The organism is Agarivorans sp. QJM3NY_29 (assembly GCF_050870835.2).
GTDB lineage: Bacteria > Pseudomonadota > Gammaproteobacteria > Enterobacterales > Celerinatantimonadaceae > Agarivorans.
In genome coordinates, this window is sequence record NZ_CP194036.2 from 233,381 (window position 1) to 246,473 (window position 13,093).

Annotated in this window: 12 protein-coding genes; 10 read left to right on the top strand and 2 right to left on the bottom strand. The window is 44.6% G+C overall.

From position 1 onward, the window contains the following. Positions 1-51: 51 nt before the first annotated feature. The 6 genes from ACRRS0_RS01035 to ACRRS0_RS01060 all read left to right on the top strand — a co-directional run bounded on the left by ACRRS0_RS01035 (position 52) and on the right by ACRRS0_RS01060 (position 5,263). Positions 52-1,470 (top strand): UbiA family prenyltransferase, encoded by a 1,419-nt coding sequence (locus tag ACRRS0_RS01035; protein WP_432455059.1) that lies wholly within the window; start codon positions 52-54, stop codon positions 1,468-1,470. A gap of 3 nt (positions 1,471-1,473) precedes the next feature. Next, complete coding sequence (locus ACRRS0_RS01040; RefSeq protein WP_432455058.1) at positions 1,474-2,778, top strand: FAD-binding protein; 1,305 nt, start codon at positions 1,474-1,476, stop codon at positions 2,776-2,778. Continuing rightward, a complete protein-coding gene (locus tag ACRRS0_RS01045; protein ID WP_432455057.1) occupies positions 2,775-3,509 on the top strand; it encodes an SDR family oxidoreductase in 735 nt (244 codons plus the stop codon). The genes ACRRS0_RS01040 and ACRRS0_RS01045 overlap by 4 nt, the downstream gene beginning before the upstream one ends. Further along, positions 3,506-3,913, top strand: coding sequence for a GtrA family protein (locus ACRRS0_RS01050; RefSeq protein WP_432455056.1), 408 nt, complete (start codon positions 3,506-3,508; stop codon positions 3,911-3,913). Before ACRRS0_RS01045 ends, ACRRS0_RS01050 begins: the two co-directional genes overlap by 4 nt. Positions 3,914-4,187: 274 nt before the next feature. After that, positions 4,188-4,661: a cupin domain-containing protein gene (locus ACRRS0_RS01055; protein WP_432455055.1), complete on the top strand. Its 474-nt coding sequence runs from the start codon at positions 4,188-4,190 to the stop codon at positions 4,659-4,661. 95 nt (positions 4,662-4,756) lie between these two features. After that, the gene (locus ACRRS0_RS01060) at positions 4,757-5,263 is read left to right on the top strand and encodes a GNAT family N-acetyltransferase (RefSeq protein ID WP_432455054.1); all 507 of its coding nucleotides are present in this window, start codon (positions 4,757-4,759) and stop codon (positions 5,261-5,263) included. Between the two features lie 117 nt (positions 5,264-5,380). On the opposite strand, the gene ACRRS0_RS01065 is transcribed toward ACRRS0_RS01060, so the two are convergent. Continuing rightward, positions 5,381-6,763, bottom strand: coding sequence for an NAD-dependent succinate-semialdehyde dehydrogenase (locus ACRRS0_RS01065; protein ID WP_432455053.1), 1,383 nt, complete (start codon positions 6,761-6,763; stop codon positions 5,381-5,383). Between the two features lie 499 nt (positions 6,764-7,262). Between ACRRS0_RS01065 and ACRRS0_RS01070 the strand changes: the two genes are divergently transcribed. Then, entirely contained in the window at positions 7,263-7,901 is a 639-nt protein-coding gene (locus ACRRS0_RS01070) for a glutathione S-transferase family protein (RefSeq protein ID WP_432455052.1), read from the top strand. A gap of 581 nt (positions 7,902-8,482) precedes the next feature. On the opposite strand, the gene ribB is transcribed toward ACRRS0_RS01070, so the two are convergent. Further along, positions 8,483-9,586 (bottom strand): 3,4-dihydroxy-2-butanone-4-phosphate synthase, encoded by a 1,104-nt coding sequence (gene ribB / locus ACRRS0_RS01075; RefSeq protein ID WP_432455051.1) that lies wholly within the window; start codon positions 9,584-9,586, stop codon positions 8,483-8,485. Between the two features lie 382 nt (positions 9,587-9,968). Between ribB and ACRRS0_RS01080 the strand changes: the two genes are divergently transcribed. The 3 genes from ACRRS0_RS01080 to ACRRS0_RS01090 all read left to right on the top strand — a co-directional run bounded on the left by ACRRS0_RS01080 (position 9,969) and on the right by ACRRS0_RS01090 (position 13,091). Continuing rightward, complete coding sequence (locus ACRRS0_RS01080; protein ID WP_432455050.1) at positions 9,969-10,904, top strand: D-ribose ABC transporter substrate-binding protein; 936 nt, start codon at positions 9,969-9,971, stop codon at positions 10,902-10,904. 79 nt (positions 10,905-10,983) lie between these two features. Beyond that, positions 10,984-11,568 (top strand): DUF2291 family protein, encoded by a 585-nt coding sequence (locus ACRRS0_RS01085; protein ID WP_432455049.1) that lies wholly within the window; start codon positions 10,984-10,986, stop codon positions 11,566-11,568. 5 nt (positions 11,569-11,573) lie between these two features. Continuing rightward, a complete protein-coding gene (locus ACRRS0_RS01090; protein WP_432455048.1) occupies positions 11,574-13,091 on the top strand; it encodes a sugar ABC transporter ATP-binding protein in 1,518 nt (505 codons plus the stop codon). Positions 13,092-13,093 lie beyond the last annotated feature (2 nt).

Below are 13,093 nucleotides of genomic sequence, written 5' to 3' on the forward strand. Positions count from 1 at the left end.
TAAGGAAATGTTGAGAATGAATCGCGGTATAAGCAACAAGGAAATCCAACGATGAGTGTTTGTCCTTTGGTGGTCGATCTCGATGGAACGCTGTTAAAAACTGATTTGTTATTTGAATCTTTGATGGCATTTTTACGCCGCCATCCACTGCAAGTTTTACGTTTATTTTGGTGGGTAATTCGGGGGAAGGCCTATTTTAAACATCAGTTGGCTAACTGGGTTGAGTTGGATGTGACCGTGATGCCCTACCACCTAGAATTGTTAGATTATCTCAAGGAACAACAAAACTTAGGGCGCAAATTGATCCTAGCAACGGGGTCGGATTTTGGTTTAGCCACTCAGGTCTCAGAGCATTTAGGGTGTTTTGATAGCACCTTTGGCAGTAGCTTGCATCTAAATTTAGTGGGTAATAACAAACGTGTATTGCTCGATAAACTTTATGGTGCCGGGCGTTATGATTACGCCGGAAATTCCGAGAGTGATTTGTCGATATGGGGATCTGCGCGTCGTGCATTAGTGGTGAATGCGAAGCAAGGGGTGCTTAAAAAAGCTGGTGTTTTAGCCCCAATCGATCGGGTTTTTTTGCCAGAACGAGGGGTTTGGCGTGGTGCTATTCGAGCGATGCGTTTGCATCAATGGGCAAAGAACAGTTTGGTTATGGTTCCTTTATTTTTTGCTCATCAGTTTGCCGACCCGAATATTTGGTTGAAAGCCTTAGCGGCTTTTGTTGCCTGTGGTTTATGTGCGTCTAGCGTATATTTACTCAACGATTTACTCGATTTGACCGACGACCGCCATCATCATAGTAAACGCCGACGCCCTTTTGCCGCAGGGCAAACGCCGATCCCTTTGGGTTTGCTTATGATCCCGCTGCTGTTAATGGTTACAGCGGTTATTGTGAGCTGGCTCCCGCCGATGTTTGGCAAGGTCTTAGCGGGTTATTATCTACTGACAATGTTATATAGCTTTTACTTGAAACGGGTGGTGCTGCTGGATGTGCTGGCACTGGCCATGCTGTACACCTTTCGGATTATCGCGGGTGGTTTTGCAGTTGGCATTGCGTTGTCTTTCTGGCTGTTGTCGTTTTCGGTCTTTTTCTTCTTAAGTTTGGCGATTGCGAAACGCTATACCGAACTCATGGTTGCGAAACGAACCCAGAAGCAGGAGTTGCGCGGAAGAGGCTATGAAACCGACGACATTACGCTGATTGCTTCCTTAGGGTCGGCGAGCGGTTATTTATCGGTGCTGGTACTAGCGCTATATATTAACAGCCCCACAATTACTGCTCTTTATACTCATCCGCAATTAATTTGGCTGGTTTGTCCGGTACTGCTGTATTGGATTAGTCGGGTATGGGTGATCGCCCACCGAGGCAACATGCATGATGATCCGATTATGTTTGCGCTCAAAGATCCAACTAGCCTGGTTTTAGGCTCGGGTATAGTTTCAATTATATTAATGGCGATTTAAATTATGAGTGAATTTCAGTCTTGGGGGCAGGTGCCATACGCTGAGCAGCATGTGTCTCCCTTTCTTTGGCGTCATCACAATCCATATCCGGAAGTTGATGCGCAGACCAATATTTTACCCTATGGCAATGGCCGTAGTTACGGTGACAGTTGTTTGAATCACACTGGAAGTCTGTTAAACATTCGACCGCTGAAACGTTTACTGTCATTTGACCGAGTGCAAGGGCGTTTAACTTGCGAAGCAGGGGTTTTGCTGAGTGAAGTTTTAGCATGTATTGTTCCTCATGGTTGGTTTTTACCGGTGACGCCCGGTACCCAATTTGTCACGGTTGGCGGGGCGATTGCGAATGATGTGCACGGCAAAAATCACCATGTTGATGGTACCTTTGGGGTACATGTTGAATGTTTTGAACTGCTGCGTTCTAACGGTGAACGTTTGCTTTGTTCATTGCAACAAAATAGCGAATTGTTTCGTGCCACGATTGGTGGTCTAGGTCTCACTGGAGTGATTACTTGGGTGGAGTTTCGGCTTAAAGCGATCGGCTCGAATATGATTGATTCAGAGAACGTGAAATGCCGTAATCTTGATGAGTTTTTCTCTTTGGCCGAAGACTCTGATCAACAGTATGACTACACCGTGGCTTGGATAGATTGTTTGGCCAGTGGCGCATCACTTGGCCGAGGTATTTTCATGCGTGGTAATCATGCCTCGCAAGGGGTCAAGTCAGCGCCTCGTTTTTCCTTATCGGTGCCGTTGACCCCGCCAATTTCACTGATCAATAAACTCAGTCTGAAGGCCTTCAATTTTGCTTATTACCATAAGCAGATGGAGAAGGTTCACCAACAACGTACTCATTATCAACCGTTTTTCTATCCTCTGGATGCTGTGGGTGAATGGAATCGGATCTACGGACCTAAGGGATTTTACCAATATCAGTGTGTGATCCCTCTGGCTGATGCGAAAGCAGGGATGAAAGCGATCCTAACGGAAATCTCTGCTTCTGGCTTAGGCTCATTTTTGGCGGTATTAAAAATGTTTGGTGCCGTCGCCTCCCCTGGATTGCTGTCGTTCCCTCAAGAAGGAGTCACCCTAGCCTTAGACTTTCCTAATCAAGGCGATAAAACGCGTCAATTAATGCAAAAGCTCGACGATATCACCTTCAATCATGGTGGGCGGGTGTATCCAGCGAAAGATGCACGCATGTCAGCGGAGCATTTCCAACATTATTATCCACAGTGGCGTCAACTGGAAGCCTTGAGGGATCCTAGACATAGCTCCAGTTTTTGGAGACGGGTAACAGAATTATGAAAATATTAGTCATTGGCGCAACCTCGGCAATTGCTCAATCGGTCATTCGTTTGTACGCTGTCGAAAAGGCCGAAATTTACTTGATTGCTCGAGATGCAGAAAAGTTATCAACGGTGTGTGCTAACGCAGAAGTATTGGGCGCATCGCGAGTGCATAGCTGTTGTGGCGATCTCAATAATTTAGCATTTCAAATCAAAGCGCTTGATGATGCTCAAGTTCAGTTACAACGTTTCGATTTGGCTCTGATTGCACATGGTACGCTCCCAAATCAACAAGACTGCAGCCAGTCGGTGGATGCAACTCTTGCCGCCATTGAAACAAACTTTACGAGTACCGCCGCGCTACTCACTGAACTTGCGAACCGCTTTGTGACTTGGCAAGCCGGCACCATTGCCGTGATTAGCTCGGTTGCTGGCGATCGGGGGCGTCAATCCAATTATGTGTATGGTGCGGCGAAAGGCGCTTTGAGTATTTTTGTACAGGGCTTGCGTAATCGGCTATACCGCAACAATGTTGATGTGTTAACCATTAAGCCTGGCTTCGTTGATACGCCCATGACGGCAGACTTTAAAAAGGGGTTGTTATGGGCATCGGCAGATCAAGTTGGGCTAGGGATTAAAAAAGCGGTTACTCGGCGACGTTCCGTGGCTTACTTACCTGGATTCTGGTTCTTTATTATGAGTATTATTCGGCTCATCCCAGAAATACTATTTAAGAGGATGTCGCTTTGAGTTCTCGTTTAATCGTTCTGTATATTTTATTCGCCATCGCCGCGACTTGGGGAAATTTGACCACTCAGTGGTTGAGTGATCAGATTTATAAAGGGCCGGGGCAGTTTTATATTTCGTTGTTTACGGGAACTTTTGTTGGGTTATTGCTTAAATATTGGTTAGATAAGTCTTACATTTTTTATTTTCAAACCGAAAGTCGTGGTGATGATATACAAAAGTTCATCTTATATAGTTTTATGGGAGTTATCACCACCGTACTATTTTGGGGGACCGAATTGCTTTTTGCATTGTGTTTCGTCGATCTAGAGGGGGCCAAGTATGTGGGAGGTATCGTTGGCTTGGCGATGGGCTACCTACTAAAGTTTTACTTAGATAAACGCTATGTGTTTGTTACTGCAAATTAGTCATAGGGTACGACTTGACGACTGCTTGGGGGCCTGACAATGAGTTAGGCCTTTCTATTTTGAGTGGAATGAAAAGCCAGCTCTCTGGGCGGGTACTATTGACGGACCAATGGATTTTGAAATTTGCGTGACTGGCCGTGGGTATACGCGTTTTTAGCTGTGTTGGCTAATCGGATGAGTGGGGCGTTCATTCATTTTAGGCCGAATTCAGTGCACTTGGCTGCTATTGCAAGTACACTTTTGGCTGGATTCGAGCAGCAAATGGAGCAACTAAATGATGGATATTCAGTCGATCAATGTCGAATTAATACCAGAAAATAGCGCAAAAGCACTCTATCCTGAGCCATTTGCGTCGATGGTTAAGAGCCGGCGTAAAAGAAAGTTAGGTGACTACTTTGGATTGATGAATTTTGGTGTAAATTTGACGACTTTAGCACCTCATTCGATCTCTGCACTCAAGCATCATCATTCTAAACAGGATGAATTTATATACATTGTTTGCGGAACTCCAACCTTGATTTACGGTGAAAAAGAAATTCTCATGTCTGCCGGAGACTGTATGGGTTTTAAGGCGAATACAGGCATCGCTCACCAACTCATCAATCGGACTGCGTTTGAGGTGAGTTATCTAGAAGTGGGGGATCGAACGCTGGACGATGCCGTTGCATATCCTGATGATGACCTCGCTTTGATTCATGAAAAGGATGGTTCCTGGTCGGTATTACACAAAGACGGCTCAGCCTATTAGCCCGCTCATGTGTTCATCAAAACAGTCGCTAGTTAAGTTGTCGCATTGTAAGATGCTGGCGTCTGTTTAGCTTGGCTTATAGAGAAGGATTGTGCGTGGAAATTAGGTTTGGACGGCAGTCAGATATCGCTGCAATTACCGATATATTTAACTTTTATATATTGAACAGTTACGCTCGTTTTGAAGAGCGCATATTCACGCTGGAGGATCGCCAGCAATGGTTTGAGCAATTTCGGGCCGACTCAAAATATCAGCTTTATGTTGCCTGCCATGAGAATGACATTTTGGGCTTTGCTTGCTCTCAACAATACCGGGCGATTGAAGCATTTGACGATACTGTCGAGGTGACCATTTATTTACTTGAACGGGCAAAAGGGCAACGCGTGGGATCATTATTGTACCAGCGTCTTTTTAGCGAACTGGCTACTCAGAATGTTCATCGAGCGCTTTCTGGTATTGCGTTACCAAATGCAGCATCGATTGGATTGCATCAACAATTTGGATTTAGCCAAGTGGGAGTGTTTGATCAGTATGCGAAGAAAAATGGCCAGTATCTCAGCGCGATGTGGTTAGAAAAGGTGTTTTCTAATCATCCCGCTTAAGCATTCATCAGTCTGTTATGGGTGATAGCGAGCATTTAATTTTATAAAGTCAGTGGATTTTATTCATTGTAAATAAAACTGGGCGGTAACCACCCAGTTTTTTAATTCCTGCTCATCCTAGAAAGGGGCGTCGATATCAACCACATTCACCAGTTTATGGTTGACGAACTCTTTGATCCCTAAACCAATCAGTTCGCGACCATAACCGGAGTTGCGTATTCCTCCGAAGGGGAGATCTGCTTTTACCATGGTTGGATGGTTCACGAAAACCATTCCAGTAGAAATGCGGTGGGCAATTTGTTCGCCACGTTTTTCATCCGCAGTGAATACTGAGCCACCTAAACCAAATGGCGAATCGTTGGCAATATTTACCGCATCATCTTCATCTTCAGCGGGTAAAATCATTGATACTGGTCCAAAGAATTCCCAATAGTAAGCCGGATTATCGGCCGTAAGGTTGGTTAAAATAGTTGGCTGTACAAAAGCTCCCTGCTCTGGGACTTTAGGGCCGACTTCAGTTGCCGTAGCACCATAAGCCACCGCTTCTCGGATCTTCTGTTTCACTTCATCTGCGGCGGCTTGCGATGATAAAGGCGCTAATGTTGTTTCCACATCCATCGGATCGCCAGCCTTTAATGCGGCAACCCCTTGGCTATACAGGCTTAGAAATTCATCATAGACAGATTTGACAATAATCATGCGTTTAGAGGATACGCAGACTTGACCACCGTTCCAGTGACGGCCAAATACAGCCCATTTCACGGTTTTTTCGAGTTCTGCATCTTGCAGTACCACAAAAGCATCAGCGCCGCCAAGTTCAAGGGTTGATTTCTTCATTGCTTTACCTGCTTGAGCGGCCACAACTGCCCCAGCTCCTTCTGAGCCCGTCAAGGCTACGCCGCGAACAAGTGGACTGCTAATGATTTTTTCAACTTGAGAGCGAGTGGCATATAGCTGTTGGAATGCGCCATTGGGTAAACCCGCTTCAGACATCAATTTAGCAAATGCAGCTGCGGCTTGAGGAACATTAGAAGCATGTTTGAGTAGTAAAGTATTGCCAGCAGATAGTTGTGGCGCCAAAATGCGGGCAATTTGATAGAAAGGAAAATTCCAGGGTTCGATCGCTAGCAGTACGCCGAGTGGTTCATGGTGTAAGGTTGCTTTGGAGTCTGCTACTGGCAATGTTTCTGGGGCGAGCAGTGTTTCTGAGTGTTTAACATAGTATTCCATGATCTGAGCGGATAGCTCGACTTCGGCTTCAGCTTCAAGCAACAGTTTGCCCATTTCCAAGGTTAGGATCTTGGCATATTTAGTTTTGTTCTCTCTTAGTATATCGGCCGCGCGTTGTAAAATTTCTGCGCGCTGAGCAAACGATGTTTCACGCCATTTTAAAAAAGCTTGGTTGGCATTGTTTAGCGCCAGCTCGACTTCGTCGTCGGTCGCGTCAGCAAATGTTTTGATTAGGTCGCCAGTATAAGGATTCACGCTTGCGTAACTCATAAATAAAACCTCTAGAAAAATAGACTTTGGTGGTGAAGAGATGGCTGTCGGGTCATCGTGTATGGATAGACTGCCGCAGCCGCTTAGCATTGCTTGAATGAAGCCGATTTGGCAGAAAAACAACAACTCAAATGGCTTAGGAATAAGATAAATTCTTTTCTTTAAACAAAACCTTAAGCGATTTCGATGAGGTAATTATGATGATAAAGAGTGGATAGAAGAAATTGTTTCAAACTATCTTATTGATAGTTTTTCCTGATGAGTCAACGTTGATACCACATCTTTGACCCCGACCTCATTTAAGCTGGGGCCTTCCGGTAGGGTTTGTGGCTGGTCTCTGGGTAACCGCTGGATTAATTTCAGCGGCGACACCTAGCGTTTTCAACTTTGCTTAAATACAGCGCTAGTGAAAAATGCAGCCATAAGTCATCAAGCCTAGGTGTAATCCTTGCTTGGATCGGTCAATATGAATTGCTTACAAATTGAATAGGAAATCAGCGTGTATCAACTTTACTACTATCCAAATAACGCAAGCTTAGCCCCGCATTTTTTGTTGTTTCATATGCAGCTCAAGTATCAATTATTGCTGGTTGACCGGAAATCCAATTTTCAAAAATCGCCAGAGTATCTAAAGCTAAATCCAGTGGGGCGAATACCGACACTGATTGATGAGGGGAGGGCAATTTTTGAAAGCACTGCCATTTGCATACATTTGTGCGAACAGCATCCCGAGCACCAGCTTATTCCTGACTTGGGGAGCAGGCTGCGCCCCTTGTTTTTTCAGTGGTTAGCTTATTTAAATAATACCCTTCAAGCGGAATTGATGGTTCGTTACTATCCGCACCGACACACCGACGATGCATGCGCCATTCCGAATATTGTAGCGGCACAAGATGAGCGGATCGCGGAAGCGTTAGCAGTGATTAATGCTCAGTTAGTGGGTAAACAATACTTGTTGGGTGAGCAGATCAGTGCATGTGATTTCTTCTTGTTTATGTTGGCCGAATGGTCATTACCGAGTAAGATCTCGCCTTTAGATTTTGAAGATTTGGCTGCCTATTTAAAACGTCTGTCGGCGCATCCAACAATTCGAGCGGTTTGCCAGTTAGAAGGGATTGATTTGACTCCTTTTGAATAACGGTGGGCTCAAGATGAGCCATGATTGAATTCACCTCGGCACGACCTTGGTAGGCCTTGCCGAGCGCAATCATCGTCTCTCCAAAGGCTTTATGCCTAACTATAATCACAATCCCAAAATCGACAAGCAAGCTCTGGCTTGATCTGATGCTGCGGTTTTGGCTGTCAGTAGACACTCTCGAAGTCTGTGTAAGATCAACATCTCTTGTTGAACTTTTGTTTTTACGGAAGCTGCTCGGGTATTTCGTCTATTACTGGCCTCAAAAGCTGCCAAGGTGTCCTTAAGCTCATTTTGTTACCACGAACAAATGGTTTTATATGTTGCGCAGGGTTCAGTTCTACATGATGCTCCATTGCTGAAAATACTCTGCCCTGCTAATGAGAAAATTATCGAGGAAATTATCGAGACAGCCATCTTAAGATACGATTGCATGAGTGACTGCCCCTGCTCATTTCTGTCAAGAGGAAATTATCGAGACAGCCATCTTAAGATGCTATTGCATGAGTGACTGCCCCAGCTCATTTCTGTCAAAAAAACGCTTCAAAGGTGGTCAAATTATATTGTTGTTCGGTAGTTGCGGGCTAATCTTGGCTGATTTCATATTTGTGAAAGGTATCTTCAATGCTGAGGTCAAATCCAGAGAGCGCGCCATACTTAACCGTGCTTGAAGTCAACAAACGCATTTTATGCACTCCTAAATGTTGCAATATTTGCGAGCCGATGCCTATTTCACTGCTTGCATATGGACTGTTGTTGCTACCTTGATTCAGCTGATTCAAAATAGCTTGGGCACTGAGTTGTCGACCAATGAGTACCAATATGCCACCAGTGAGACTGCTTTGGATTTGCTCCAAGGCGTCTTGAATATTCCACTTCTTGCTATCGATCTTAAATAGATCGAGTGGATAATTAAGCGCATGCACTCGCACCAGCGGGGCGCAGGCTTGGTCACTTTGAAAGTGCTCGCTTACTAGCGCGTAATGTAACTGTTGATCGATGGTATCTTGATAGGTCATGAGTTTGAATCTGCCATGTTGAGTATTCAGATGTTGCTCTAAAATACACTTCACGACTGTTTCGGTTTTTAATCGAAATTTGATTAAGTCAGCAATGGTTCCCAACTTGATATCATGTTTTGCTGCGAATTCTTCTAGCTGCGGCCGGCGGGCCATACTGCCATCCGGATTCAGAACTTCGATAATGGCACAAGATGGTTCAAGACCTGCAAGTTTTGCCAAATCACATCCCGCTTCAGTATGGCCCGCACGGATTAATACGCCACCAGGTTTGGCGACGATAGGAAAAACGTGTCCAGGAGAGACGATGTCTGAAGGCTGCGCAGCGTCACGGCTGGCCATCTTAATGGTATGAGCTCTATCTTGAGCGGAGATCCCTGTGCTAATTCCAGTGGCGGCTTCAATGGAAATGGTAAAATTGGTGCCATATTGTTCGGTATTATTTTTTACCATAATGGGCAGTTTAAGCTGCTGGGCGCGTTGTTCGGTAATAGTTAAACATAGTAGTCCGCGACCTTCAGTCACCATGAAATTAATCATCTCTGCAGTGATGTTCTCGGCAGCAACTAATATGTCACCCTCATTTTCTCTATCTTCATCGTCCATCAGGATGACCATCTTCCCGAGTCGAATATCTTCAATGATGTCTTCAATGCTACTTAAAGTCATATTTCGTGCTCGCTTGAATTTAAAATTACCAGTGAATATATATGCTAGCGTTGCAGTTTAGCACTTTCAGGTGCGATTTTCATGAGTTCATTTGTGCATGTTTCGTTATCTGGATACAACTTTATTCCAATATATAAATCCTTTTAAATCAGTTAATTAGTATTATTTAGGCTTGGTTTCATCCTTTCCAACAGGCTGGCGTATGGATCGTTATCAGTATTATTTTTGGACCGTTTGATGTGCGGTTACGAGCAATTTATATTCAATGACTGTGATGCTGCTCAGGTTTTGTACATCTCGATGTGGACAGATTTTAGATCATTCACTAAGCTGATTTTGAATAAATAACGTTACGTGAATATATATTCAAGGGGTGATTATAATGATAAATAAAATACTAACTATCAGCGCATTAGCGTTAGCGACTACCTTCTCTAGCTTGTCTATGGCTGATAACGGTTTAATAGCAATTATTACGCCGTCCCACGATAACCCTTTCTTTAAGGCGGAAGCGATGGGGGCAAAAGCGAAAGCAGAAGAGCTGGGCTACACAACCTTGGTAGCGTCTCACGATGATGATGCCAACAAGCAAGACCAGCTCATTTCAACTGCAATCGCGAGAAATGCCAAGGCCATTATCCTCGACAATGCGGGTTCTGATGTGACTATCGGGGCTCTCGAAAAAGCTAAAAAAGCCGGGGTTCCAGCCTTCTTGATTGACCGTGAAATTAATAAAACAGGTATTGCGGTTTCTCAAATCGTATCCAACAACTATCAAGGTGCTCAGCTTGGCGCAGAGAAGTTTGTGGAATTGATGGGAGGAGAGGGGAATTTCGTTGAACTCTTAGGTCGTGAATCTGATACCAACGCCCATGTTCGCTCTCAGGGTTACCATGATGTGATCGACGATTACACCGACATGAAAATGGTGGCTCAACAAACTGCAAACTGGAGCCAGCCAGAAGCGTTTAATCGCATGGAGTCTATTTTACAAGCCAACCCAAATATTAAAGGTGTGATTTCGGGGAACGATACCATGGCTCTTGGTGCCGAAGCTGCGCTTAAAGCGGCTGGCCGGAGCGATGTGATTGTGGTGGGTTTTGACGGCAGTGATTATGTTCGAGATTCCATTATTGCGGGCGCAAATATTAAGGCAACGGTCTTACAACCAGCCTGGGACCAAGCGCAAATGGCGATGGTGCAGGCCGACAAATATATTAAAACTGGCAGCACAGGCTTAGATGAAAAACAATTAATGGATTGTTTATTGATCGATGAAAGCAATGCGAAAAACTTAGATACCTTTGCAATGAAGTAAATCCAATAGGAGCTAAGGCTTGCTTTAGCTCCTTTTTCTACTCGGCAATATCCAGTGGTATGTAAAGGATAGTTAGAACATGAGCGTGATGAATTTAAGCAAGTTTTCTTTAGTTCCATTGTTTTGTGTGGCGCTATTGGGATGTGATGTCGTTAAGTTGGACCAAAATGGCAAACCAATTATTCCGATGACTGCAAAAGAGGCTGCATCTCTTCAAAATTTAACACCAGAGGTGCTCGCAGAAAAATTTTGGGGGGACATTTTAAAAGAAGCAAAGGTCAAATCTAAACCGCTTGAACAGGGGAATAGTGGCGGCCTCAAAAGCCAGTTTGTTCGCATTAGTGGAGTGGTTGACCAGGTTGATGATAGTAAAAAAGCCGCGACAATGACGGTGGTGACCGGTGACCAACATGTGGTGTTACAGATTGGCCCGATCGTACGTGGCAACTCCATTAGAGATGCGACCAGTTTCATTAATTTTGACGACTTTAAGAACCAAGTTCAGTTTGCTCGTTTATCAAAAGAGCTGAATAAAAAAGCAATCCAAAATTTTGCTCGTCCTGATAGCTCTTGGGCCGGGAGTCCGGTCGAAGTATTAGCGGCCGTGACTTATAAAAATATGGGTGTCACACAAGTGATTCCTCTTGAAGTTATGAAGAGGTAGTCGGCATGAATTCGATGAATAAAGACATCATCATGAGAGCAGAAAATATCTCGATGGTATTTCCTGGCACCAAGGCCTTAGACCGTGTTTCGTACAATGTATACCGTGGCGCGGTGAACGTGATTATCGGTGAGAATGGTGCTGGTAAGTCCACCTTAATGAAGATACTCGCAGGGGTACAGAAGCAAACCGAAGGGCAAATGTTTATCGCAGATCAGCCGATCGCTTTCGATAGTACTCGTGGTGCGGCTGAACATGGCATTGGTATGGTTCATCAAGAGTTGAACCTTTCAGAAAATCTTACGGTTGCAGAGAATATTTTTCTTGGGCGTGAGAAACAGAAGGGTATTTCTCCCATCGATAATGCGAGTCAATGTGAGCTTGCAGCAAAACTCATGACACGTCTGAAACAAGATATTAATCCGAATGACCTAGTTGCCAACCTTAAAGTGGGTCAAAAGCAGCTGGTTGAAATAGCGAAGGCACTCTCAACTGAAGTGGACATCTTGATCCTCGATGAGCCGACTTCGGCCTTGAGTAAAAAAGAAGTCGACATTCTGTTTGAGGTGATCCGTGACCTTACCGCGCAAGGCGTTTCGATAATTTATATTTCTCACCGTTTAGAAGAGCTGATGGAAATTGGCACTTACATCACGATCTTAAGAGATGGCAAATTCCAAGCCGAAGCCGCGGTTGAAGATATCAGTGTTCCCTGGATTGTGCGTCAAATGTTAGGCAGTGATCCGGTGGTCGATTTTCTTCCGGAAGATAGAGAATTTGGAGTCAAAGTTCTCGAGGCGGAGGGCATTACTTATATCAATGAGTCTGAAGCGAAAGTGGTCAACGATGTGACCTTTTATGTTCGAGAAGGGGAAATTGTTGGTATTTATGGCTTGATGGGGGCAGGGCGAACCGAGTTGTTTGAGTGTTTGGTTGGGAAAGCGACTTACGCTGGCCGTTTTTCTTTAAATGGAAAAATTATTCGAGCCACTACCACCACTCCCGACCGAGTCAAAATGGGCATTGGATTGGTCCCGGAAGATCGCAAACAATCGGGTATTTTCCCGGTTAGTTCGGTGGCCAGTAACTTGACAATTTCAAGCCTTTGGAAGCGTTTAAAGGGGCTCGCTATCTCTGAGCAAGAAGAAGACAAGGCGGTTGCGGAAGCGATCGATAAATTGTCGATTAAAGTTTCTTCACCGAAAGTGGAAATTCAGGCTTTAAGTGGCGGGAATCAACAAAAAGTAGTGATCGGTCGTTCATTGCTCACTGAGCCGAAAGTGCTGCTGCTGGATGAGCCCACTCGAGGTATTGATGTTGGGGCGAAAGCAGATGTGTTTGAAATGATGGTTAAACTTTCCGAGCAAGGGATAGGCGTGTTGTTTTCCACCACCGATCTGAAGGAAATCATGGCGGTTTCGGACAGGATATTGGTGATGTCTAACGGCAAGCTATCAGCAAATGTTTTGCGTAGAGAGACCACCGAAGAAGAATTAGTACTAGCAAGTGCGCAGGGATTTTAATT